22 protein-coding genes are annotated in these 23666 nt (G+C 68.6%); 11 read left to right on the forward strand and 11 right to left on the reverse strand.

What is annotated here, in order from left to right:
- The first annotated feature begins 151 nt into the window (after nucleotides 1-151).
- On the forward strand, nucleotides 152-1438 hold the full coding sequence (locus tag ACSQ14_RS13565; RefSeq protein WP_436013600.1) for a mechanosensitive ion channel: 1287 nt from the start codon (nucleotides 152-154) through the stop codon (nucleotides 1436-1438).
- Between the two features lie 84 nt (nucleotides 1439-1522).
- On the opposite strand, the gene ACSQ14_RS13570 is transcribed toward ACSQ14_RS13565, so the two are convergent.
- Nucleotides 1523-1747, reverse strand: a complete 225-nt coding sequence (locus ACSQ14_RS13570; protein ID WP_436013602.1) for a hypothetical protein — start codon at nucleotides 1745-1747, stop codon at nucleotides 1523-1525.
- Between the two features lie 164 nt (nucleotides 1748-1911).
- Between ACSQ14_RS13570 and ACSQ14_RS13575 the strand changes: the two genes are divergently transcribed.
- Nucleotides 1912-2664 (forward strand): TVP38/TMEM64 family protein, encoded by a 753-nt coding sequence (locus ACSQ14_RS13575; protein ID WP_436013604.1) that lies wholly within the window; start codon nucleotides 1912-1914, stop codon nucleotides 2662-2664.
- A 418-nt stretch (nucleotides 2665-3082) separates the two neighbouring features.
- Nucleotides 3083-4189 carry a phosphotransferase gene (locus ACSQ14_RS13580; protein WP_436013606.1) on the forward strand — a complete coding sequence of 369 codons (1107 nt, stop codon included), beginning with the start codon at nucleotides 3083-3085 and terminating at the stop codon, nucleotides 4187-4189.
- A 10-nt stretch (nucleotides 4190-4199) separates the two neighbouring features.
- Here ACSQ14_RS13580 and ACSQ14_RS13585 read toward each other — a convergent pair whose 3' ends face one another.
- From ACSQ14_RS13585 to ACSQ14_RS13595, 3 genes are all read right to left on the reverse strand, one after another.
- The gene (locus ACSQ14_RS13585) at nucleotides 4200-4733 is read right to left on the reverse strand and encodes a methylated-DNA--[protein]-cysteine S-methyltransferase (RefSeq protein WP_436013608.1); all 534 of its coding nucleotides are present in this window, start codon (nucleotides 4731-4733) and stop codon (nucleotides 4200-4202) included.
- A complete protein-coding gene (locus tag ACSQ14_RS13590; protein ID WP_436013610.1) occupies nucleotides 4714-6264 on the reverse strand; it encodes an AlkA N-terminal domain-containing protein in 1551 nt (516 codons plus the stop codon). Before ACSQ14_RS13590 ends, ACSQ14_RS13585 begins: the two co-directional genes overlap by 20 nt.
- 1064 nt (nucleotides 6265-7328) lie before the next feature.
- Complete coding sequence (locus tag ACSQ14_RS13595) at nucleotides 7329-8624, reverse strand: ISNCY family transposase (protein WP_436012104.1); 1296 nt, start codon at nucleotides 8622-8624, stop codon at nucleotides 7329-7331.
- A 162-nt stretch (nucleotides 8625-8786) separates the two neighbouring features.
- On the opposite strand from ACSQ14_RS13595, the gene ACSQ14_RS13600 reads away from it, so the two are divergent.
- From ACSQ14_RS13600 to ACSQ14_RS13615, 4 genes are all read left to right on the forward strand, one after another.
- Nucleotides 8787-10751, forward strand: a complete 1965-nt coding sequence (locus tag ACSQ14_RS13600; protein ID WP_436013612.1) for a helix-turn-helix domain-containing protein — start codon at nucleotides 8787-8789, stop codon at nucleotides 10749-10751.
- Nucleotides 10744-11532: an AAA family ATPase gene (locus ACSQ14_RS13605; protein WP_436013614.1), complete on the forward strand. Its 789-nt coding sequence runs from the start codon at nucleotides 10744-10746 to the stop codon at nucleotides 11530-11532. Before ACSQ14_RS13600 ends, ACSQ14_RS13605 begins: the two co-directional genes overlap by 8 nt.
- A gap of 6 nt (nucleotides 11533-11538) precedes the next feature.
- On the forward strand, nucleotides 11539-11865 hold the full coding sequence (locus ACSQ14_RS13610; protein WP_436013616.1) for a hypothetical protein: 327 nt from the start codon (nucleotides 11539-11541) through the stop codon (nucleotides 11863-11865).
- 94 nt (nucleotides 11866-11959) lie between these two features.
- The gene (locus tag ACSQ14_RS13615; protein ID WP_436013618.1) at nucleotides 11960-12547 is read left to right on the forward strand and encodes an HD domain-containing protein; all 588 of its coding nucleotides are present in this window, start codon (nucleotides 11960-11962) and stop codon (nucleotides 12545-12547) included.
- A gap of 273 nt (nucleotides 12548-12820) precedes the next feature.
- Here ACSQ14_RS13615 and ACSQ14_RS13620 read toward each other — a convergent pair whose 3' ends face one another.
- The gene (locus ACSQ14_RS13620; RefSeq protein WP_436013620.1) at nucleotides 12821-14914 is read right to left on the reverse strand and encodes a phage terminase large subunit family protein; all 2094 of its coding nucleotides are present in this window, start codon (nucleotides 14912-14914) and stop codon (nucleotides 12821-12823) included.
- Entirely contained in the window at nucleotides 14911-15561 is a 651-nt protein-coding gene (locus tag ACSQ14_RS13625) for a hypothetical protein (RefSeq protein WP_436013622.1), read from the reverse strand. Before ACSQ14_RS13625 ends, ACSQ14_RS13620 begins: the two co-directional genes overlap by 4 nt.
- A gap of 265 nt (nucleotides 15562-15826) precedes the next feature.
- Here ACSQ14_RS13625 and ACSQ14_RS13630 point away from each other — a divergent pair, with 265 nt between their 5' ends.
- A complete protein-coding gene (locus ACSQ14_RS13630) occupies nucleotides 15827-16444 on the forward strand; it encodes a TetR/AcrR family transcriptional regulator (RefSeq protein ID WP_436015415.1) in 618 nt (205 codons plus the stop codon).
- 225 nt (nucleotides 16445-16669) lie between these two features.
- Here the strand turns inward: ACSQ14_RS13630 and ACSQ14_RS13635 are convergent, their stop codons facing one another.
- Both ACSQ14_RS13635 and ACSQ14_RS13640 read right to left on the reverse strand, forming a co-directional pair.
- Nucleotides 16670-18061: an aromatic ring-hydroxylating oxygenase subunit alpha gene (locus tag ACSQ14_RS13635; protein ID WP_436013624.1), complete on the reverse strand. Its 1392-nt coding sequence runs from the start codon at nucleotides 18059-18061 to the stop codon at nucleotides 16670-16672.
- Nucleotides 18062-18240: 179 nt separating this feature from the next.
- Nucleotides 18241-18687 (reverse strand): DUF3617 domain-containing protein, encoded by a 447-nt coding sequence (locus ACSQ14_RS13640; protein WP_436013626.1) that lies wholly within the window; start codon nucleotides 18685-18687, stop codon nucleotides 18241-18243.
- Between the two features lie 127 nt (nucleotides 18688-18814).
- On the opposite strand from ACSQ14_RS13640, the gene ACSQ14_RS13645 reads away from it, so the two are divergent.
- From ACSQ14_RS13645 to ACSQ14_RS13655, 3 genes are read left to right on the forward strand one after another with little or no spacing between them, the layout of a single operon-like run.
- Entirely contained in the window at nucleotides 18815-19840 is a 1026-nt protein-coding gene (locus tag ACSQ14_RS13645; RefSeq protein ID WP_436013628.1) for a glycosyltransferase, read from the forward strand.
- Nucleotides 19837-20532: a class I SAM-dependent methyltransferase gene (locus tag ACSQ14_RS13650; protein ID WP_436013630.1), complete on the forward strand. Its 696-nt coding sequence runs from the start codon at nucleotides 19837-19839 to the stop codon at nucleotides 20530-20532. The genes ACSQ14_RS13645 and ACSQ14_RS13650 overlap by 4 nt, the downstream gene beginning before the upstream one ends.
- 3 nt (nucleotides 20533-20535) lie before the next feature.
- Nucleotides 20536-20946 carry a GtrA family protein gene (locus ACSQ14_RS13655; RefSeq protein WP_436013632.1) on the forward strand — a complete coding sequence of 137 codons (411 nt, stop codon included), beginning with the start codon at nucleotides 20536-20538 and terminating at the stop codon, nucleotides 20944-20946.
- Nucleotides 20947-20955: 9 nt separating this feature from the next.
- On the opposite strand, the gene ACSQ14_RS13660 is transcribed toward ACSQ14_RS13655, so the two are convergent.
- The 3 genes from ACSQ14_RS13660 to epmA all read right to left on the reverse strand — a co-directional run bounded on the left by ACSQ14_RS13660 (nucleotide 20956) and on the right by epmA (nucleotide 23615).
- Complete coding sequence (locus ACSQ14_RS13660) at nucleotides 20956-21171, reverse strand: hypothetical protein (protein WP_436013634.1); 216 nt, start codon at nucleotides 21169-21171, stop codon at nucleotides 20956-20958.
- Between the two features lie 158 nt (nucleotides 21172-21329).
- Complete coding sequence (locus ACSQ14_RS13665) at nucleotides 21330-22376, reverse strand: lysine-2,3-aminomutase-like protein (RefSeq protein ID WP_436013636.1); 1047 nt, start codon at nucleotides 22374-22376, stop codon at nucleotides 21330-21332.
- 189 nt (nucleotides 22377-22565) lie between these two features.
- Nucleotides 22566-23615: an EF-P lysine aminoacylase EpmA gene (epmA, locus tag ACSQ14_RS13670; RefSeq protein WP_436013638.1), complete on the reverse strand. Its 1050-nt coding sequence runs from the start codon at nucleotides 23613-23615 to the stop codon at nucleotides 22566-22568.
- Nucleotides 23616-23666 lie beyond the last annotated feature (51 nt).

A 23666-nucleotide genomic window follows, 5' to 3' on the forward strand; every position in this document is an offset into this window, starting at 1 on the left:
CCCGAACGCGCCCGACCCTCGCACAAGGATTACCCGCGAAGGCGGTCGAGGAAAACAGCCGGGCGAATCATTCTCGTCCGCCGCAACGGACCGCAACTTGGCCTTTGCACAACGAGTTGAGCAGTAGATGCACCTTTGAGAGGAACGAACGATGAACTGGGACACAAGCCAGCTGCAAGGGCTGGTGATGGAGTGGGGGCCGCGAATTCTTGGCGCGATCCTGGTTCTTATCGTTGCGCACTTCGTGGCCAAGGCGGCGCAATGGGGCCTGGCGAAACTGGTCGACCGACTACCGGGCGCGAACCACGAACAGCCGGCGGACCCGAAGAAGTCGACCGGCTACCAGCTTGGCCAGCTGGGCTACTGGCTGGTGCTGCTGCTGGGGGTGATCGGCGCGCTGACGCTGCTCGGCATGACCAGCGTCGTGACGCCGCTGAACGCCTTGCTGACGAACGTGCTGGCCTACGTGCCGAACATCGTCGGCGCGGCGCTGATCTTCTTCGTCGGCCTGGTCGTCGCCACGCTCGCCAGGCGGGTCGTCGAGACCGCGCTCAATGTGGCGCATGTCGATCGCGTGCTCGAGCGGACGGGCATGTCGCAGGTGACCGGCGCGTCGCGGCTGGCGCGCGCCGTCGGCACCCTGGTGTTCGTGCTGATCCTGATCCCGGTCGCCATCGCGGCGCTGCAGCAGCTGAACATCCGCGCCATCTCCGACCCGGCGGTGGCGATGCTGACGATCATCATGAACGCCATCCCCCGCGTGGTGGCCGCGGCCATCGTGCTCGGCATCGCCTTCGTGATCGCCCGCTGGGTGTCCGGCATCCTCGAACAGGTCCTGCCGTCGCTCGGCGTCGATCGGGCCCTCGAGGCGATCGGGGCCGGCGAGCCCCCGCCCGCCACGCTCGCCGAGGCGCAGCTGTCCGGCGACGGCGGCGGCGTCCGCGCGCGGCGACTGGTTCCGTCGAAGGTCATCGCCCAGCTGGCGTTCATCGCCATCATGCTGTTCTCGGCCGTCGAGGCGGCCCGGCTGCTGGCCTTCGGCGCCATCGCGGTGATGTTGGCGCAGATCCTGGAACTGGCCGGCCAGGTGCTGTTCGGCGGCGTGATCATCCTCGCCGGCGTGCTGCTGGCCAACTTCCTTGCCGGACTGGCCCGCCGTTCGACCGGCGGTCAGGAGGGCATCGCCTCGAACCTGGTGCGCTGGTCGACCATCGCCCTGGCCAGCGCCATGGGGCTGAGGTTCATGGGCATCGCCGACGAGATCGTGATCATCGCTTTCGCCCTGGTGCTGGGGGCCGCGGCCGTCGCGGCGGCCCTGGCGTTCGGCATCGGCGGACGCGAGACCGCGCGGCGCCTGCTCGAGCAATGGACCCACCGCGCCCAAGCGGGCCCGACTACGGACGCGCGCCCGAAGCCCCCGCGCCCGTCGGTTCAGTGACGCGTAGCTAAAGGCCCCGGTCGCAAGGCCGGGGCCATCTTGCCAAGACAGAGAGACGGTGTCGGCCGGCCAGGCGCGTGAAGATCAGACGCGCAGCTCGGCCGGCGCGGTCTTCGGCTTCGGACAGCTGGCGAGCTTCTCGGCGGGGCGCGGCGTGCGGATGATCACCCGATCGGCCGCGTGCATCGCCGCCGGCGTCGGGGCGGGCTGCACGATCGGCGCGGGTTCGAGCGTCACGCCGAAATGAGCCAGGGCCGCGGCGGAGGACTGCACCACCACCGTCGCCACGATCTCCGTCAATGTCGTCATCAGACGCCTCCCGGCCCGAACACGACTCCCACGGGCAGGATAGATACTCCAAGCGCGGCCGGAGCGCATGCGCGCAAGCGTGAATTTTCCGCAATGTTGCGGCCGCCGCCCGGACGCTGCGAACGCGGGTCTTTGAAAGGCTCGGTCTCTGGTAAGAAGGAACGATGAGTCCGCGCGCGCCCGATGCCACCACGACTCTGCAGCCGCCGGCGTCCCGCTGGCGGTCGGTGGTCGCGCGTTTCGCACTGGTGGCGGCGCTGCTCGCCGTCGCGCTCGCCGCCTACTGGACCGGCCTGGCCCAGACCCTGTCGCCCGAGTTGCTGAGCCGCGAGCAGGACCAACTGCGCGCCGCCGCAGCGGCCTCGCCGGTCCTGTCGCTAGGCCTGTTCGTGCTCGCTTACGCCGTGCTGACTGGCGCCTGCCTGCCGGTGGCCCTGGTGCTGAGCCTGCTCGGCGGCGCGGTGTTCGGCGTCTGGTCGGGCGCGCCCGCGGTGCTGCTGGGCGGCACCGGTGGGGCGATCCTGACCTACGCCGCCGCCCGCTCCGCGTTTGCGCCGCTGCTGGTGCGGCTCGCCGAACGCGACGTCCGCTTGCAGCTGCTGATCGCCGGCTTCGGCCGCAGCGCCTTCCGCTACATCCTGACGCTGCGGCTGTTCCCGATGGCGCCGTTCGCCCTGGTCAACGTGGCCTCCGGCCTGGCCGCGGTGCCGCTGCGCCCCTATGCGCTGGCCACCCTCGCCGGCGGGGTCCCGACGGCGCTGATCTACACCGGCCTGGGGGCTGGCCTCGGCTCCTCGCTGGGATCGGAGCAGTCGCTGGTGGCGGCGTTGCGCTCGCCGCAGATCGTCCTGCCGCTAATCGGCCTGACGCTGCTGTCGCTCGCCCCAGCGCTGATCAAGCGCGCGCGCCGCAGCTAAACCGCCGCTCGCCCCGGGGGGCTCAGTGCGCATGAAGCTCTTGCGACCTCCAGCAAGCCGCACGCAACAATCCCCGCACAATAGCTTCACCGTAACGATCAAGCTTAACTATAATATCAGAACGGCTTAGCTTCTCCACGTTGTGTATCGACCACAGGTTTTCGACAAATTGAAATACGCACTGCACGTTAATCTATGATCTATCCGATGCGACTTACCCGTGTAAGCATCCCATCCAGTGACCGCCCTCAACTAACCTCCAACAGGGGGCGATCCGATCGCTGGCGACGCCAGACGATTACATAACGGGGAAATTCGATTCTTGGATGCGGTCTCCACGGAGGGTGGGATGCTGGGTGCTGGGCGAACTGAGGGACTGAATGGGCGCCGGGGCGCCGGTGGCGGCGGCGAGCGCGTCATGATCGACGCGCGGGTCAAGCTCCAGCGGTCGCCCCGCATATCGGCGCTGGATCACACCTGGATCGACGTCCGGGCCCGGATCGGGCGCGGGCTCGGCAGCGCCGAGGGCGCCGCACAACTGATCGAGGACCACCCGGTGAAGCCGGGACGTCTGCATCGCCAGGTGTGGCGCACCGGCGAGCTAGCGCAGTCGGTCATCGTCAAGCGCTTCACGCCAGAGCAATCGCGCGTCGAACGGCTGGCCCTGGAGCGCTGGCTGCCAGCCCTGCAACTCGCCGACCTCGCGCCCGAGCTGCTCGCCGTCGTCGGCAAGCCGGACGCCGCCTGCGTGTGGCACGTTTACGAGGACCTGAGCGACGGCGCGCTCAAGGCCGCCGGCGACCAGGGCGTGCGCGATCGGAGCTTGCTTCCGGTGACGGCGGCGCCGCCGCAACCGGATCGTCTGGCCTTCGCCCTCGCCAGCCTCGCGCGGCTGCACCGCGCCTCCGCCAGCCATCCGCTGCTCGATGAATACTGCTACTGGACCCGCGGTCTTGGCGGCCATTTCCTTCTCGCCAGCGTGCAAGGCGCCATAGCGGCGCTGGAGGCCTTGCGTCCGGACCGCCTGGCGCTCACCCCGCACCGCCTGCAGACGCGCGACGCGCTGCTTGCCGCGGTTCGGCGCCTGCAGGCCGAAGCGGCCGATCGCTGCGCCCAGTTGGCGGCCTTCGGCGGCCCCGACTGCCTGCTGCATGGCGATTGCGGAGACGGAGCCGCCATGATCGGTGCGGACGGCGTCGGCCGCCTCATCACCTGGCGCCACGCCGGCGTCGGGCCGGCCAGCTTCGACCTCTCCGCCCTTCTCGGGCAACTGCCGAAGGGCGAGCGGGGCGCGGCGCTCGAGCGCTACCGCCAGGAGCGGGGCTGCGCGACGGCCGACTGGCCCAACCCGGCGACCTGGAACGCCCTGTTCGACACCGCCGAACGCTCGCGGCTGGCCGATGGCGTGATCGGGCCGGCGCTCTCGGCGCTCGACGGCGAAGGGGACAGCGCCTTCATCGAACTGGCCGCCATCGCCGCCCGGTTCGAAGCCCTGCAACCGCTACTCGGCCCGACGCCCGCCTGACGCCGACGGCCTAGGCCGCTTCCCGGAAGCGGGCGCCCTCGTGGGCGAGCAGCCAGCGCTTGCGGTGCAGCCCGCCGCCATAGCCGGTCAGCGCGCCGTTCGCGCCGATCACCCGGTGGCAGGGCGCGACCAGCGCCAGCGGATTGGCCCCGTTCGCCAGGCCGACGGCGCGGATCGCCGAGGGCCGGCCGATGCGCGCGGCGAGCGCGGCGTAGCTGAGCGTCTCGCCCGCCGGGATCGAACACAGCGCCCGCCAGACCGTCAGCTGGAAGTCGGTGCCGACGGCGCGCCAGGCGATCGCCTCCAGCGCCCGGGCGTCGCCGGCGAAATAGGCGGCGAACGCCAGCTCTACGGCGCGCGGCGCGGCGCCCTCCTCCAGCGTCGCCTGCGGATAGCGGCGGCGCAGCCAGGCCAGCATCTGCGGCTCGTAGTCGGTCCAGTTGAAGGCCCGCAGCACGCCCGCCGCATCGGTGGCGAGCAGCGCCGTGCCGATCGGGGTGTCGTGGCGGGCGATGGTGATGGCGTCAGGCGGCGCGTCGATCATCCTTGCGGCTCCTCTTCGGGGCGGAACGGGTTTTCAGGGCGGACTTGGCCGCATCTGCGGCCCACAGGTGTTGCGCGGCGTAGGCGCGCCAAGGCCGCCAGGCCTCGGCGCGCGCGAGCAGGTCCAGCGCGCTCGGCCGGCCGCCGGCTTCGTCGGCCAGGGCGCGCATCAGGGCGATGTCGCCGTGCGGGAAGGCGTCCGGCTCGCGCAGCTCGCGCAGCGCGATGTACTGCGCGGTCCAGGCGCCGACCCCCGGCAGGGCGGACAGGGCGGCGATGGCGCTTTCAAGATCGGCGCGTGGGGTGAAGATCGACGGGTCCTCGGCGACCTTGCGGGCCAGGCCCTCCAGCGCCGCGCCGCGGGCGGCCGGCATGCCGAGCGCGGCGATGTTCTCGCCGACCAGCCGCTCCGGCGTCGGGAACAGGTGGGTCAGCCCGAGCGCCGCGGCCGCCGGATCCTCGAACGGCTCGCCATAGGCCTGGGTCAGCCGGGCGGCGAGCGTGCGGGCCGCCACCACGGTGATCTGCTGGCCGAGCACCGCGCGCACGGCGAGCTCGAAGCCGTCCCAGGCCCCCGGCGCACGCAGGCCGGGCCGCTCGGCGATCAGGTGGCCAAGCGCCGGATCCTGCGACAGGTGCGCGCCGATCAAGGCCGGATCGGCGGCGAGGTCGAACACCCGGCGGATCCGCGAGATCACCGCCGGCAGCGCCTGGAGCCGCGGGAAGCGGATCTCCGCCTCCAGCCAGTCGCCGCCGGCCCCTGGCCGGACGACGACCCACCCGCGCGCGCCGTCGACCGCCAGGGTGCGGGCGTAGCGTTCGGGCGTCACCGCCTCGACGCCGGGGATGGCGCGCGCCGCGAGAAAGCCGATCACGCCGGCCCAGTCGTAGGGCGCGCGATAGGCGAGCCGCACGGTGACGCCGGCGGCGGCGGCGCTCTCGGCCGGCTGGCGCGAGCGCCGCAGCGCGCCCGGCGCGCGGTCGAACAGCTGCTGGAAGGTCTCGTTGAAGCGCCGCACGCTGCCGAAACCGGCGGCCAGCGCGACCTCGGTCATCGGCAGCCGGGTCTCCTGGATCAGCTGCTTGGCGAGCAGCACCCGGCGGGTCTGGGCGACGGCGACCGGCGAGGCGCCGAGGTGCTGGCGGAACAGCCGGCGCAGTTGACGCTCGCCGACGCCAAGGCGCGCGGCGAGGCCGTCGACGTCGGCGGTGTCGAGCGCGCCAGCCTCGATCAGCGCCAGCGCGCGCGAGACCGTGTTGGAGGTGCCGCGCCACGCGCCCATGTCGGGCGAGGCTTCCGGCCGGCAGCGCAGGCAGGGCCGGAACCCGGCCTCCTGGGCGGCGGCGGCCGAGGGGAAGTAGACGACGTTCTCGGCCTTCGGCGTCCGCGCCGGGCAGACCGGCCGGCAGTAGATGCCGGTGGTCTTCACCCCGCAGAAGATCCGTCCGTCAAAGCGCGGATCCCGGGTGACGAAGGCGCGGCGGCAGGCTTCGGGGTCAAGGTCCATGGCCCGGACCATGCGCCGGGCCATCCAGGGAGTCTCGCGGTTTTCGGACTCCGATCGGCTGGCGGTCAGGCGGCGGCGATAGGGACGCTAGGGACGCTCTTTCATTTTGTCAGCGGCCGCTCATAGGAAATGCCCCTGAACGCCGCCGTGGGCCTAGAGCAGTGCGAGGTTTCCCAATCGCCGCACCGGTTTCTCAATGCCCCACAACTGGCGGTCGCTGATTTTACGTCGGTTTTCGGCCGCTGAAGTTTCCCAATGCCCATAGATTGAGAAACCGATTGGGAAACCGGATGACCGGCCGCAGGCCATCTATGCCAGCTAACATCAATGTCTACGCCGGTTAGAGATGTCGCGGTTTGCGCCGATTAGAAATGTCAGGGCAGGGGCGTCTGGTGTCGGCCGACGGGCGGGCGCGCAGCCCACAACCCGCGCAGCGGCCGACCGCCCGGCCGGCGCACCGGAGATCATGACGGCGGGTTTTCCGAAGCGCGCCGGCAGGCGCGCGAGGCACGTAGCCGGACCTGTCAGGCGGAGGTCTGTTGAGCCTCGACGACAGACCTGGCGATCTCCTCCGAGGTGCGATCCAGTAGATCACATTGGATTAGGCGGGCGCTTCCATCAGCCGTCGTGATTTTCAGCTGCTCAGGTCGCCCAGTTAACCGGTCGCGCGGTCGAGAAGTGACGGTCGAGATCTCTCGCAGCGCGATCTCGAATGGTCGCCATTGCCGCGAGATCAAGATCCCACCTCGGATGAGGAGCGCTGCGCTATCTGACCGCGAGCGCCGATACGCGCGAGCATAGGGGGCGATCTTGTACATCACCCAAGCGGTTACTGCTGCGCACACGAAGACGTTCATCTCGTATCGCAGAATGACTGACCTTACGTACTCGTCGGGGTGAGCGATCTGCCAGGCCAAGGCGACCGTCGCGGCAGCTCCAACAACTGCCCAAGCAGAGAGAAGCAAAATAGCTCGTCTGGCTTTCGGTCTGGAAAAGCGCGCGATCGATTGGCCGTCGGAGTTGGCATCATGCTCAGGCATTTCGAGAGTCGTAAGGCGCGACCTTAAGCTGTGCAACGTTGCGAGCGTTCACTCGACGCCGAACATGTGCCCAGTCTGGTCGCGGCGCTTCGGCGCCTTGCAGCTGCGCGCCGGCGGCGGCTGGGTGTCCTGATAGGCCTTGATCATCTCCAGCAGCGAGCCCAGCCGCTTGTTCTCGACGACGGCGGCCTGGTTGACCTTCCGGATCTTGTCGAAGGTGCGGTAGGCGAGCTCCTCGCCCTGGTAGCGGATGGCGATCCGGCCGTCGGGATAGTCGACGACGGTCACCCGCTTGCCGATCGCCGATTGCGCGGTCTCCGATGGCTCCACGATGAACAGCACCTTGTCGTACTGCAGGGTCAGCGACTGGGAGAGGGTGCGTTCGACCTGCCAGGTGAACTCGTCGTCCAATTGGTCGCGCGGCGACATCGGCCGGTGCAGATCCTTCGGATTGGCCGGGACCTTGCCGAAGCGGGTGTTGTAGTCGGCGACGAAGCCCGGGAGGAACGCGTTGCCCTCGGCGATCGTGCTGATGGCGGCCAGCCGCAGCTCCTTCACCAGCCGGTCCTGCAGCGTCTTGTTGGCCCGCTCGACGCGGCCCTTCGCCTGACTGGAGTTGGCGCAGATGATCTCGATGTTCATCTTGCTCAGCGCCCGGCCGAACTGGGTCATCGCGTCGCCGCTGACGCCGGGCTTGCTGACGCGGAACACCGAATGCCGGTCGCTGTAGAACGCCACCGGCTTGCCGTGCGCCTCGAGGTAGGTCCGGGTCGCGGCGAAGTAGGCGAAGGTCGACTCCGACTCGACGAACTGCAGGTGCATCAGCCGGCTGGTGGCGTCGTCGATGAACACCAGCAGCGTGCACTTCGGCCCGCGGGCCTCGAACCAGCGGTGCTCGGAGCCGTCGATCTGCACCAGCTCGCCGACGCAGTCGCGCCGGTAGCGCGGCTGGTAGATCTTGCGCCGCCGCTTGGCGCGCGCGTCCCACAGGCCTTCGGCGATCATCCAGGCGCGCAGCGTCTCGCGTGAGACGGTGATGTCGTGCAGCTCCAACAGCTTCTCCGCCGCCAGCGTCGGGCCGAAATCCGGGTAGCGCGCCTTGATGATGTCGATCGCCGCTTGCCGCACGTCCGCCGGCGTCTTGCGGTTGCTCGGCCGGCCGCGCTTCTTCGAGACGATCCCGTCAGCGCCGCGCAGCCGGTAGGCCTTCAGCAGCCGCCAGACCTGGCGCTCGCTGAGGCCCAGCACGCCGGCCGCGGCGCGCACCGGCAATCGCTCGGCGTCTACGTCGCGCAGCACCTCGAACTTCGACAGCTCCGCATCGCTCATGATCCGCACCGCCATCGACGCCGTCTCCCAGCCAAGCTTGGAGGGAGGCTGACGTCTCTAATTTGCACGGCACTGACATTTGCACTTTGCGGCTACAATCAAGCTTGGCTTACGTCGGATTATAAGAAATCAATCGGCTGAACGGGGCGGAACGCCCGCGTCAACAAGCCGCCGGAAATGCAAACCGAAGTCGCCTGGATCTGCACTGATGAGCTCGCCCAGATCGCCGGGATGAGCCCTCAGGCAGCGCGCCGGGCCGCTCGGCATGGCCTGGCAGGCACCAGGTGGCGTGGCGCTGCATTGCAGGTCCAATACGGCGCAGGCCGCGGCGGACGCTCCGGCCTGAGCTATCAGATCGCCGTCGACAGCTTGCCCGCCGAAGTCCGTGAAAAGGCGCTTCGCCGCGCCGCGCCGACGCCGATGCAGATCGCCCACCGTCAGGACGTGGTGATCCGGCGCCGGTGGGCGGCGATCGCCGATGCGCTTGACCAGCCATATGGGTCGGCCGAACGCGCGGAGGCCATCGAGACCGCCGCCCTTCGTGCGGGGCGCCATCCCCGCACCATCCGCCGGTGGGTCGAACGCTACGACCAGCATGGCCTGCGCGGGCTCGGCAATGCCCGCCCGAGCAACGCGGGCGCTCGACGCGTTCTGATCTCCCGGACTTTCGACCAGGCCGCCCGTACTGCCGGCCTGAATGGGGATGTCTTGAAGCAGCTCGAAGCAGAGCTGGACAAGGCCTTGCGAGGGCTTTGGGCCTCACGCGCCGAACAGGCCGGCAGCTCCGAGATCCGCCGCCTGGCCGCATTCCTCCTACGGGAGTTGTGTGAAGGCCGCGGCTTGAGGCTTCCTGAGCACGCCTTCAGCCTCTCCCGCCGACGCGTGGAGCGCTTCGCTCATTACCGTGCGCTCAACCGGATGCGAAACGACCGCAAGGGCTTCGACAACGGCAAACCCCGCATCCGGCGCGACTGGACTGAGCTGGATCCGATGGAGCGCGTCGTCGCCGACGTGAAGCACCTCGACGTCATCGTGCGCCGTCCCGACGGGACGCCCGCATGGCCGAAGATCGTCGCCTTCATGGACATGGGGACCAGCCGCGTCTTCGCAGTGCCGTTCCTGTTGGAGCGCGGCGAAGGCGTGCGCCAGGAACACGTCATCGAGGCCTTTATCGCGATGGTCTCGGACCCGAGCTGGGGCTTTCCGCGCGGCCTCTACCTCGACAACGGCTCCGAGTTCGGGGCGCTGCTGCGCATCGAGAGCGCGTTGAACATGCTGGGCGACGCAGGCGTCCGGACGATCCTCTACGCCAAGCCCTACAACGCGTCCGCCAAGCCGATTGAGAGCTTGTTCGCGAGGCTCGATCGGTACGCCTTCTCCTTGCTCCCAGGCTACGCGGGCCCGGACCGGCTCTCCCAGAAAACCCAGACCGTCGGGAAACCGCCCGCCCCGTTCCCTGGAAGCTGGGAGGTATTCAGCCTCCAATTTGCCGGGCTCATCCACGCCTTCAATCAACAGCCGCTCGGCGAACGCTGGCGTCGGCGAAGCGCTGCTGATTGGTTCGAGCAGAAGGTGTCTGCAGGCTGGCGACCGGCGATAGTCGAGCCTGCCGCCCTGAACGCCGCCTTCTGCGATCGCGACAATCGCCGCGTTGACCGAGGCGTCATCCGCTGGCGCGGGGATCGTTATACCCACCCCGCGCTTGCGAAGCTGCCACACCGCACCATCGTCGACCTGGCCGCGCCGTGGCGGCGCGGCGCGGCTCCGCTAGCGCGGATCCCGGAGCTCGGCTGGGTGCCGCTGCAACGACAAGAAGTTGTCCCCGCACGATGGATTGAGGGAGCCCGCACCGCCTCTCGCAGCCAGAAGGACTATGCGCGCGCTACGGAGCAGCTAGCTGCTGACGTACCGACAATCGACCCTGTCGCCGCAAAGATCCGCTGGGGCGAAGCGAGGGCGAAAGCCCTGCCGCCGCCAGCGTTCACCGCCAAACTCGATCTGGGCGAAACCCAAACAGACCTGGCTAGAGGCCTGACCCACGCCCCCTCGCCCGCATCGAGGCGGAACGCTCATGAGCAGCGGTTGATGCGCGAAATGGCGCGGACTGCGCGCCTCGAACGGAAGCAGAAGCCCGATGAATGAGGATTTCGTGGCGACCTCGGTGGCCCGCCGCCTTCTCGCCCGCATGCACGCCACGCACGACAAGCGGGCAATCTCCGTGTTCGCGGGGCCGCCGGGGATCGGCAAGACCACGGCTATCGACGTCTTCTGCGAGCGCCACCCGCAGGAGACCGCCGTCGTAAAGATCGAGCGGCAGGGGGCGCGCGAGCTTCTCGTGCTGCAGCAAGTGGTCGAAGCGCTTCGCCACACCGCCCAGTCTCCGCTGAGGTCCCGCGTTGATCACCTCCGGTGGGCGCGTCAGGAGATCTACGACACGCTGGAGCGCCTCAGCGCCCTACAGGCGCCGCCCGAAGAGGTCGCTCCGTCTCCGCGGCTGACGCTGGTGTTTGACGAGGCGCAGAACCTCTCGCGCCAATCTATCGAGGCCCTGCGCTACTGGAATGACGCGGACCGCTGTTACGCGCCTTTCCGGGTCGGGTTCGTCTTCATCGGCAACAGCGAGTTCGCCCTTCAAGCGGACGCCAGCGGCCGCAGCTCTATTTCGGCCGCCGTGGCTGACCGCGCACTCTTCATCGAGAGCCTCGAGTACGCGGATCTCACCGACGATGACCTGAAGCTGTTCGTTGGCTCCAAGCTCGACGCCCGTGAGGATGTCGTCTCCGCCGTCGTGCGCTGTTTCACCAGCCGCGGGGTCACCCGCAGTCTCCGACGGGTACGGAACTTCCTAGAAGAACTCGAGGAAGTCGCCGACGGCGGGCCTATGACCCATGAACTGGTCGAGCAGGTGCTGGCCTATGCGTGATCCCGAATGAGCTATCATTCTCTCCGCATCGAGGCGTTTGCGACGTCTACAACGGTCGAAGAGCTCGAGGCGCCCTGGGTACGGCCGCAAACGGTTAGTAACTTGGCCGAATACGCCTTCAGCTACGGGCCTTTTCAGCTCGCGACCTGGGCTAAGAGCAGGCTTCTACCAGTCCACTACGTCGACAACAGTTGGATCCGCGTCCCCGTGGATCAGCACGAACTGGCCCGCTTCCTCAGCGAAGAACTGCACGTTCCGACGTTCCTCGCGATCCGCGTTCGGGAAAGCGCGCCGCTCGGCAGGCTGATCGTCATTGAGGCTGAGGAGTACTAACTAGGCGCATCGGCACCGCTCACTTGCTTGCCCAACGCGGGCGAAGCGAGGGGATCTCGCGCTCGCCTAGCCCGCGAACAAACCGAGGAGCCACATGAACCGCTTTCCCCGACTGCATGTCGCGCTCGATTACGCGGCGGACGCTCACCAGGCGCAGGTCCGCAAGGGCAGCTCTATCCCGTACCTAAGCCACCTGCTCGGCGTATCGAGCCTGGTGATCGAGTACGGCGGCGACGAGGACCAAGCCATCGCCGGTCTGCTGCACGACGTGCTGGAGGACTGTGGTGCTCAGCACGCCGATCCCATCCGCGAGCGTTTCGGCGAGCGGGTGCTGCGGATCATCGAGGCCTGCACTGACGGCACGCCCGACGAGAGCGGCCAGAAGGCGCCGTGGCGCGAGCGCAAGCGGGCCTACCTTGAGCACTTAGCCAGCGTGGACGAGGACACCCTCCTCGTCTCAGCCTGCGACAAGCTGCACAACGCCCGCGCCATCGCCGGCGACCTGGCCAGCGGCCAAGACGTGTTCGCGCGCTTCAAAGGCGGTCAAGACGGCACGCTCTGGTACTATCAGGGCCTGCTTGAAATCTTCGAGGGCCGCTTGGGGCGTGACGCTTCGCTGGCGATCGAACTCCGCTGGACGATCGGTCGGATGCTCGCGGCTTGTGACGCGGCGGCCGCGTGATGGAAGGCGCCGCCGACTGCCGCCCGCTCTCCGCGGATGCCAGCCTCAGTTGCTAGGCGGCGGTGCCGTTCCAGCGCATACCTTCAAGCATGACAGAGCGCTTCTGCGTCCGCCGCGGTCCTTCCGGCTACAATGTCGTCGACCTCCAGACTGGCGAGACCGCGGTGATTGCGATGACGCCGCAGGACAGGCTCTCGCAAGAGGACGCCGCGCATACCGCGGAGGTGCTTAACCGCCGCGCCGATGAACGACGGGCGGGCGGGCTGCTCGGACCTACTCCTCTACGAACATCGGACAGCCGGGGTCTTTAGCGCGCGTCTCGAACTGGCGCGCTTCGCAGAAGAACCGATCCGGCGGCCCGTGCGGGCCGATCGGGCATTCCGTGCAACGGCCGCAGACCTCGCCAGGCGGCAGCGGCGCCAGCTGCGCCGCGACGTGACTGGGCAAGCCGTGCAGGCCCATCGCCTCGGCGACGTTTCGGTCGTCGCCGCCCTCCGGCAAGATGAAAGACGCCGTGCCGTGGGCGCGAGCCCAGGCCACGTCGCACAGCTGGTTCGCGTAGCTGAAGTGCGGGTCGATTTTGATCTTGCGGACCGCCCGCTTGTACTTGTTGGTCGTCGCCTCGTTGCCGGCCGCGTCGCGAACCTTCTCGACCACCAGCGCGGTGTTGGTGAAGTGTTCGAACGCCCGCGGCGCGATCAACGCGCGCTGCTTCTTGCCGTTCTCGATGACCTCTTGCTCGAGGTCCTTGGGATCCGGGAACAGGCAGGTAGGCGGGTTCGCCGTGAACCGGGCGAAGCTCGTCTGCATGCATTTGAACTGGTCGGCCTTGACCGTGTAGCGCGTGCGCGCTGCTTCATCGGTCCGGCGCTCCGAAGCGTCCAGCTTGGGCGCGTCGCCCCACTTCACCATGCCGTCTGGGAGCTCGCCAAACCCGATGCAGAGGAACACCCGGCCGGGGTGGCGATTGGCGAACCTATGCGCGTCGTTAAAGTTGGGGTTGATCTCCACCACGCACGCCGCGACGCCATAGTTCAACATGAGCTCGTCGCAGCGGGCGAATGGGTCTTCATCGTAGATCTCCTCGAGGTGGATCACGGCCTGGCGGCCATCTGGCAGACGCTCCTTGATCACCACCACGTTGACCTGGCCCATCTGGTCGATGCCCATGAAGGCGCCGCGGGCCCGGGTCTTCCACACCAGGCCGGCCTTCTTCCCCTCCTCGACGCAGCGCGCCATGTGCTCGAGCGTGACGGGGATCTGGCTCGGATCCAGCCAGGGCTTGCCGAGGATCCGGTTGTAGAAGTTCTTCTTGTCCGTCCAGTTGTGGAACTTCTCCATGATCTCGCCGGGCGCGATCGTCGGCGAGAGCATCTGCGGGAAGTGCGCCGACACGATCCAGGCGTCGGGGTTGTCGGGGAGCCACTCGCCGCGCTGGGGATCGTCAATCCAATGGCCCGCCTCGCAGACGTAGCGGTAGACGCCGGGGCGCTTGGTCAGCGGATCGACCTGGTCGGGATCCCACTCGATACAGGCCGGGAAGTAGTCATCGAGCGGCCGCCGCTTCAGGCAGGTCGGGCACTCGGTATGGAAGCGGTGCTGGGTCCCGCGCTTGTACCAGAAGTGGATGTCACTATCGGGCCAGTTCGCCGTCGAGCCCATCAGGTTGTAGCGGAACGACGAGGCGGACAGGCGTTCGTGGGTCTTCTCCATCTGCGCCAGGCTCATCTCCTGGACCTCGTCAAAGGTCAGGACGTCCATCGGGAAGGACTCGGTTGACGCCCTGCCCGAGGTCCAGCCGAACAGGAAAAGCGCCTCACCGATCCGCCGCCGCCGGACGTTGCCCTCGCCGGTCTTCCGGCCGGAGCCGTCCGGGGCGTCCATCGTCATCAGCGTGTGCGCTTCGGGGATCGTGCGGACGATCGGCATGAAGCGCTCGGTGCTCTTGCCCTCCGCCAGGGCGACGTCGGGCAGGAACATGCCGATGGTGCAGGGCTGGAATTTCAAGCCCAGATAGATGGTCGCCAAGATCTCCATCACCGTGAAGCCCACCTGCGTGCACTTCATCAGGACCAGGGTCCGCCGGAACGCTTCCTCGCGCGTCGTCGGGATCTGGTCGTAGAGCCAGGCCATCGCTGGCCGGTCTTCGAGCGTGAACGGCTTACCGTCGACCCGCAACGCGGGGCGCGTCTCGCCGGTCCGCGGGTCGGTCCGTTCCCGAGCCAGGCGCTCGCACCATTGGCGAAAGGTCATCTCCGGCGGGATCGGCTCCCGCAAGACGGTGCTGTCCAGGCGGGCGCCCGCGTTGGCCAACACGCGCGTCATGCGCTGCACCGTCCGCGGGTCCAGGTAGGAAGCCGTGTTCATTCGCCCTCTCCAGTGGCCGCGATCCCCGTGGCGTCGCGGATGATGTTGCTGATGTCTGTGATGAGGGCGTGCGCGCCCTCCGGATCGCCGGCGTGCGCCTCGAGCACCCGGGCCAGGACCCGCTCCATGACCGCCTGCGAATTCAGATCGGCGTGGTAGCGCTTCGCCAGATTAGCGCTGTCGGTGATGAGCGCGCGGCGTTCGCGGCTGAGCTTCAGATAGAGGTCGGGCTTCACTGGCTCGCCGTCCTCATTGAGACAGGCGGCCATCATCGCCTCGAGTTGCCGCCGGCCTCGGCGCAGTTCCCCTTGGAGTTCGTCGTAGCTGACGACCGCCGCGCCGACGGCGGCGAACCGTTGCACCGGGCTGCCCGCGGGATGCTCCAACGGCTCGCCCGCCGCGGCGTCTAGGGCGTCGTCCACCGCCAGGGCCGTCGGAGCGGCGCCTCGGCCAAGCTTCTTCATTTGAAAGCGCCGCACATCGCGGATCGCCCGATCGAGCCGCTTCTCCCCTCTCGCACCCAGATGGGAGCCGATCCACGGCGCGAACGCCGGATCATCGCGCAGCAAGTCGTAGTGGCGCGCGCCATGGACCTTCAGATGGTCGGCGATGGCACGGTCAAGCTTGAGCCGCACTGAACCCGGCATGCGGGCCCACTTCGGCGCCGAGGCGGTCGGGGGCTCAGGTTCAATAGTCATGTCGGCCGCGACGTTTTCCAGTGTCCAGCGCCCGCACCTGATTGGGCGAAGCGCCGTCAAACTGTGGCGTCACGACCTGTCAGTTCGGTCGCCTATCTGCTGGTGCAATTATTTGCTAACAGTTTAGCAAGGAATTTTCGTTCGGGATCATTATCTAATTAATTCAAAGCCTAATAAGCATCAGGAGCGAACTGAGCGCGCGCGGGCGAAGCTCATCAAGGCGGCGGTTGAGATGATCGCTGAGCGCGGCTTGCCGGGCTTCGCGCTCACCAACGTCGGCGCCGAAGCGGGCGTGAGTCGGGGCTTGGCCAACTATCACTTCGCCGACCGGGGCGAGCTCCTCAGGACGGCGTTAGCCGGACTGCTCGAGGACGAACCCGGGCCGGAGGGGCATGGCCTGACGTCCCTATTCAGCTGGATGGCCGAGCAGTCGCAGCGGGCCGCCAGGCGCGACCCGAAGCTCCTCGCTCTTCTACAACTCGCCGTCGGCCCTGGGGTGGAAGCCGAGGCGTCAGCGCTTCGCGAGGCGTACTGGAGCCGCCGCAGCCAACTGATCCAGCGCCACCTTAGCGCTGCTCAAGCTCTGCAGCAGGTCCGCGACGATCTAGAGCCCAGCGATTTGGCGGCGGTGCTCCTCGGCCTGCTGCACGGCGAACTCCTCCGGATCGCCGCCACCGGCGATGGCCCGAGCGCAGCGTTCACCGCCCTGATCGAATGCGCCCTAGCCCCCGAGCGGCCGGCCGCGAAGGGGCCCCCAAAGGTACCTCCCCCGCACGGGGTGGGCGGCGCACAGGGAAATCTCTTCGAAGGCCCCATGCCCAAGCCTGGCTGAACACGGCCCCATCGACACAGGGGATAGCCATGAGCCGCCCAGGGACATTTCAACGTCCTCGCAATGTCCCTCAGATGACCTCGAGCGGCGCCGAAATGTCCCTCAGACGTCCCTCAAATGTCCGTCAGAAGTCCGCCCCGGCCCCCCGCATAAAGGGGCCGGAGGGACATTTCCTATGCGCTAGGGACATTTCCAAAGGGCAGCCCTACCGCCGCGCCCGTTCCGTTACAGTCCGAGGTCGTGGATCGGGCCGTCGAAGTTGCCGCCCAGCTTGTGCTGGGCCTTGGCGAGCTTCTCCGGCGGAGCGCCACGCAGGTAGCCGTCGATCAGCCGCTGGTAATTGCTGATCAGGCCTTCGATGTCCTTCGACAGGCGCATGAACTCGAACCCGTCGGCGTGCAGGCCGATCTGCTGCTCGGGGATGTTCGAGTAGTCCTGCTGCGGGATCGGCGGGAACTCCTTGCTGTCGTAAGGCAGCATCACCGTGTCCATCACCGGCGGCGGCTCCTTCCCTTCCGGGAACAGGGTCAGCGACCAGATCTCGAACAGGCAGCTCTCCGGGCCCAGCGGCCGGATGCGGTAGGCCGACATCGAGGACAGGAACGGCAGCAGGAAGTAGTTCGGGTAGATGAACTCCACCGCCTTGATCGGATGGCTGACGGCCAGCGCGTTCAGGTCCGGCGTCGGCTCGCCGCGCGCACGGCCCTGCTTGGTCACCTGATCGTTGAGGATGCCGTACCAGGTCATCAGCGCCTGGATCTGATCCTCCGGCAGGTCGACGTCCAGCAGGGTGCTGGCGGTCTCGACGTCCTTGGCGTGGGCCATCCCGGCCATGCCCTCGCTCAGCAGCTCCATGTGCTTGAACTGGGCCAGGATGTTGTCGCGCGACGAGATCCGCATGTTCACCGGCGGGGCGTGGCCCTGCGGCTCCTGGTACATCGACTGATAGAGCGGGCCCGCGGCTTCGTGCAGCTGCGGGTGGGTGCGCATCACGTGGTAGCCTTCCATGAAGGCTTCCATGGCGACCTTCCAGTTCGCCGGCAGCACGGCGCCGTAGCACCATTCGGCGCGCAGCTTGTCGACCTGGTACTGGTCCAGCCGGTCGGCGAGCGGGCCGATGCAGTCGCGCAGCGCCGGCGCATTGTCGTCGTGGTTGATGAAGGCGCAGCCGCCCCACAGCTCGACACGGCAGGCCGGCAGGTCGAGATCGGCCTGCTCCAGCTGCTTTTCGCTGAACAGGTGCTTGCCGTAGACGAAGGTGTTCTTGCCCTCGATGTTCCAGCGCCAGCCGTGGAACGGACAGGTGAAGCCCTGGGTCTCACAGCTGCCGTGGCCCTTGGCCAGTTGCACGCCGCGGTGGCGGCAGGCGTTGTGATAGGCCTTCACGCCGTCCTTGGTGCGGACGACGATCACCGACTTGCCGAGGTTCGAGTATTCGATCCAGTCGCCGACGTTGGGGATCTGTTCGAGGCGGCAGGCCATCTGCCAGACGTGCGGCCACATGCGCTCGTTCTCGAGACGATAGAATTCCTCGTCGTAGTAGCGCTTCGTCGGGATGCGCTCGGGGTCGACGACCGGGAACGGCGCCGGCCTCAGAGCATCAACACCGTCAGCCATGGGACACTTCCTCTAAATTTCCTTTGGCGCGAGGCAACCGCAGTTGTCGTCGCATTGCAACGGGGCGGCGCACCGCAAGGGCGATATGAACGCACGTAACTGTCGGGCGCGCCGATGGCTATATCGTACGCCGGGGGCGGGCCGCCAACCTCGTTTCGGCGACAATTTGGGCGGTCGCCCTACTCGGCCTTGGCCTCGGCGGCGGCCGGACAATCGTCGCCTAGCCGCCGCGCATCGGTCGTCGCGCGGATCGGCACGGTCATCGGCCCGAACTGCGCGGCGACCTGGGCTTCCATGTGGAAGGTGTCGCGGGTGAACGAGCCTTCGCCGGAGACCGGCACCGGCGGACCCTTCTTCGTCGTGCAGCTGCCCTTCAGCCGGATCGTCCCCTGGCTCACCACCCGCGTCGGATAGGTGCAGCGGTAGATGTGGTTGCTCGGCCCCTCCATGAACTTCGCCACCTCTTCGGGGCGGATGCAGCGCCGCTCGACCTTGCTGGAGCGGACCGGCGAGAGGACCTTGTTGGTCGTCTCCCAGTAACCCGGGGCGATCGCGTTCGGATGACCGACGGCCGCCGCCGGGGCGGCGAGCGCGAGGATCAGGGCGACGGCGGCGGCTAAGTTCATGCGGGGGATCTGCCCGAAGTTCGGGGCGACTGTACAGAGGGGCGTCCAGGCCAGAGCGCTCCGCGCCGCCAAGGGTTGCGGCGCTTCTTCGCTTGACCTGCCCCACGACGGTGGCGACATGGCGCCCATGAGCCCTATCGCCCATGGCGAGCCCATCGCATTCCGCCCGCGTCCCTCGGACGACGGGCCGGCCTTCTCGGTCGTGGCGCCCTGCTACAACGAGGAAGAGACCCTTCCCGTCTTCGTCGCCCGCATGGTCGCCGCCTGCCAGGTGGTCGCCGGCGAGTCCTTCGAGCTGCTGCTGATCAACGACGGTTCGCGCGACGGCACCTGGACGCAGATCCAGGCGATGGCGGCGCAGCACCCGGGCGTCGTCGGCGTCAACCTGGCGCGCAACTACGGCCACCAGCTGGCGGTCACCGCCGGGCTGAAGCTGGCGCGTGGCCAGCGCGTGCTGATCATCGACGCCGACCTGCAGGACCCGCCCGAGCTGCTGACCGAGCTCAGCGCGCGCATGGACGATGGCTATGACGTCGTCTACGCCCAGCGCCGCACCCGGGCGAAAGAGAGCGCCTTCAAGCTGCTCACCGCCAACCTGTTCTACCGGCTGCTGAGCGGCATGAGCGAGACGCCGATCCCGCGCAACGTCGGCGACTTCCGGCTGATGTCCCGGCGGGCCGTGGACCGGCTGAACGCCATGCCTGAGCAGGACCGCTTCCTGCGCGGCATGGTCGCCTGGCTCGGCGGCCGTCAGGCCGAGGTGCTGTACGACCGCGACCCGCGCTATGCCGGCGAGACCGGCTACACGCTGAAGAAGATGATCAAGCTGGCGACAGCCGGCATCACCAGCTTCTCCACCCTGCCGCTGAAGCTCGCGATCGTGCTGGCGGGCGCCGGCGCGGTGATCGCTTTCGGCCTGCTGCTCTACGTGGTGATCGGCTTCGTCACCGGCCACGTGGCGCCCGGCTGGACCAGCCTGGCGACGATGATGGTGTTCTTCGGCGTCGGCCAGTTCCTGTGCCTGGCGGTGATGGGGGCCTACATCGGCCGCATCTTCCTGGAAGTGAAGTCGCGGCCGCTCTACTTCGTAGACGACGTGGTGCGTTCGTCGGACGCCGAGTCGTCCGCCGGCAAGCGAGGGGCGCAAGGGTGAAGGTCGCCGAGTTCGACAAGTTCGCAGAAGAGTATCTGGCGACCCACACGACCAACCTCGCCGTGACCGGCGAGAGCCCGGACTATTTCGCCCGCTACAAGATCGTCGAGATCGCCCGGCGGCTGAAGCAGCTGGGGCTCGCGCCGAAGCGGGTGCTGGACTTCGGCTGCGGCATCGGCAGCTCCGCCCCACACCTGCGCGAGGCCTTCCCCGACGCCGAGATCACCGGCGTCGACGTCTCGGAAAAGAGCCTCTCGGTGGCCCGCGCGCGCTTCCCGGGCGCGGCCGAGTTCGTCGCCTACGATCCGGGCGCGGCGCCGCCGGGGCCGGCCGACGGCTACGACCTGATCTTTTCGGCCTGCGTCTTCCACCACATCGAGGCGGACGAGCACGTCGCCATCTTCCGCCGCCTGCGCGAGCGCCTGGCGGCCGGCGGGGTGATGACGATCTTCGAGCACAACCCAGTCAATCCGGTCAGCCGCTACATCGTCGCCACCTGCCCGTTCGACGAGAACGCGGTGCTGATCCCGGCCGGCGAACTGGCGAAGCGTCAGCAGGCCGCGGGCTTCCGCCGGGTCGACGTCGCCTACACCGGCTTCTTCCCCGGGCCGCTGCGGGCGCTGCGGCCGCTGGAGCCGCTGATGGCCAAGATCCCGGTCGGCGCGCAGTACTACACCCTGGCCCGAGCTTGAACCTTGCCCAGCTTTGATCTGAAGCGCGAGGCGGGCCTCTTGGCCCGCTTCGGCGGCGCAGGCGTGCTCACCACCGCGCTCGGGCTGGCGGTGATCCTGATCCTCGATATCGGCTTGGGCTTCGACCGCCGGCTGGCCAACGCCTGCGGCTACCTGGCTGGCGCGACGCTGGGGCTGGTGCTGCAGAAGCGCTTCGTCTTCCGCCAGGCGGACCCCGCGCGCGGCGCGACCCTCCGCTATGTCGCGGTGATGGTCATCGCCTTCGCGCTCAACCAGGTGGTGCTCACGATGGCTGGCGTCGCCTTGCCGGACGACCGGCTGGGACGCACCGCCGCACAGCTGGTCGCCATGGCGACCTATACGGCGACCCAGTTCGCCCTGTTCCGGCTCTGGGTCTTCCGTCCAGCTGTCTAGGCGGCTGTTCTAGGCGCGCTGTTCGACGCCAGCCGGCGTCGGGGCCGGCGCGGCGCGCGCGCGGCGGCTGCGCACGCGCGGCGGGTTGACGGCGCTCGGCAGGTGGGCCGCCGGGCGCTCCCAGCGCCATTCATAAGCCTGCAGCCACACCCAGCCGCCCTCGGTCAGGCGCTTCGGCGTCAGTGCATAACTCCGGATCCACGGCGGTTCGTTCAGGTCACTCACGGTCGTCACTCGAATCAGCGGCTCGCCCCCCGTGGTAGCTATAGCAAGGCTTCAAGGGAGGCGATGCGACCGCAACGCCACAGCCTCGCTTTCCCCGACGATGTGGCCGAGATGTTCACAGAAAACTGGGTTCACCGAGCGTGATCCAGGCGCCGCCGCTAGGTCGGCGGATAGGCGTGGCGGCCGCCGTTCGGGTCCTCGACGCAGGTCGCCTCGCCGGCCGCGCTGAGATAGGCCGGTCCGACCGGAACCTTGCCGTAGCCGCCGGGGACATCGAGCACATAGGTCGGCTGGCAGAGGCCGGAGACCGCGCCGCGCAGGGCGCGCATCAGCGCCTGGCCGTCTTCCAGGCTGGTGCGCAGATGGCCGGTGCCCGGGGCCAGGTCGGCGTGGTGCAGGTAGTAGGGCTTGATGCGGGTCTCGACCATCGCCCGGAACAGCGCCGTCAGCGTCGCGGGATCGTCGTTGATCCCCTTCAGCAGCACCGTCTGGCCGAGCAGCGGGATCCCGGCGTCGACCAGCCGCGCGCAGGCGGCGCGGGCGGCCGGCGTCAGCTCGCGCGCATGGTCGGCGTGCAGCGCGACGTAGACGGCCTGGGTCGGGCTCTTCAGCGCCGCCACCAGCTCCGGCGTCACCGCCTCCGGCTCGACCGCCGGCACGCGGGTGTGGAAGCGGACCACCTTCACGTGCGCGATCGCCGTCAGCCGGTCTATCAACTCGCGCAGCCGGCGCGGCGACAGCACCAGCGGATCGCCGCCGGTCAGGATCACCTCCCAGACCTCCGGGCGGCCGGCGATGTAGGCCAGCGCCGCCTCGAGCTCGGCCGGCGACAGCGTCCCCTCGCCGTCCGGCCCGACCATCTCGCGGCGGAAGCAGAACCGGCAGTAGACGGCGCAGGTGTGGGTGACCTTCAGCAGCAGCCGATCGGGATAGCGGTGGACGACGCCGGCGACCGGGCTGTGCACGTCGTCGCCGATCGGGTCGGCGCGCTCGACCGGTTGGGTTTCCAGCTCGCGCAGGTCGGGGACGAACTGGGCCGCGATCGGATCGGCGGGATCGGACGGGTCGACCAGTTCGGCCATGGCCGGGGTGATCGCCACCGCATACTGCGCCGCGACGGCCGACAGCGCCGCCACCCGCTCGGGCGCGATCAGCCCCGCCTCGGCGAGGCCTTCAGTCGTTCGGAGGGTTCGGGACGGCCGCATGGCTGGCGGCATATGGACCCGATTGCCGCCAGCGCCAAGGTCAGCGCCGGAACGCCGCTCCGCCTCCCGCAGGCAGAACCGTCACCCCGGCCGCAGCGAAGCGGAAAGCCGGGACCGGAGCCGTGCGCACCGCCCCTGGGTCCCGGATCGGCCTGCGGCCGTCCGGGATGACGAGAAATGATCGAGGACCTACTCGGCGACCGGCGCCCACAGCACCTGCTCGATGTGCTGCGCGCCGGCCGCCAGCATGACCAGGCGGTCGAAGCCGAGCGCCGCGCCGCTGGCCTGCGGCATCTGCGCCAGCGCCGCCAGGAAGTCCTCGTCGATCGGATAGCGCTCACCATAGACCCGCGCCTTCTCGGCCATCTCCGCCTCGAAACGGCGGCGCTGCTCGGCCGGGTCGGTCAGTTCGCCGAAGCAGTTGGCCAGTTCGACGCCGCAGGCGTAGAGCTCGAAGCGCTCGGCCACCCGCGGGTCGGCGGGCTTCGGTCGCGCCAGCGCCGCCTCGGCGGTCGGGTATTCGCACAGGATGGTCGCCCGCCCCTCGCCCAGACGCGGATCGACCTTCTCGACCAGCACCCGGCTAAACACGTCGGACCAGGTGTCGTCCTCGGCGACGCGTACGCCGGCGGCCTTCGCCGCCGCCGCCAGCGCCTTGCGGTCGGTCGCGCCCGCGGCGTCGACGGTCGCCAGCAGGTCGATCCCGGCGTAGGCGGCGAACGCCTCGGCCAGCGTCACCCGCTCAGGCTCGGCGTAGGGATCGACGCTGCGGCCGCGGAACTCGAACCGCCGAGCGCCCGTGGTCTCGGCGGCCAGCCGCAGCAGATCGGCGCAATCGGCCATCAGCTGCTCGTAGGGCGCGCCGGCGCGATACCACTCGAGCATGGTGAACTCGGGATGGTGCAGCGGCCCGCGCTCGCGATTGCGCCAGACCCGGGCGAGTTCGAAGATCCGTTCCTCGCCCGCGGCCAGCAGCTTCTTGGCGGCGAACTCCGGCGAGGTGCGCAGATAGAGCGGCCGCCGCTCGCCGCCCGGGCCAATCGCCTCGCTTTCGAAGGCGTGCAGGTGGGCCTCGTTGCCGGGCGAAACCTGCAGCGCCGCGGTCTCGACCTCGGCGAAATCCTGCGCCTCGAACCAGTTGCGCGCGGCCCGGGTGATCGCCCGCCGGGCGGTGAGGAACGGCCGGCGGTCGCGGTGCCGCTCGGGGGCCCACCAGGGCGAGGGTTCGGGCGTGCTCATCGGGGCGCCTGGGGGTGCGACGGGGGAAAGACTGGCGATTTCGGCGGGGAT

The organism is Phenylobacterium sp. LjRoot219, assembly GCF_964252995.1.
GTDB lineage: Bacteria > Pseudomonadota > Alphaproteobacteria > Caulobacterales > Caulobacteraceae > Phenylobacterium.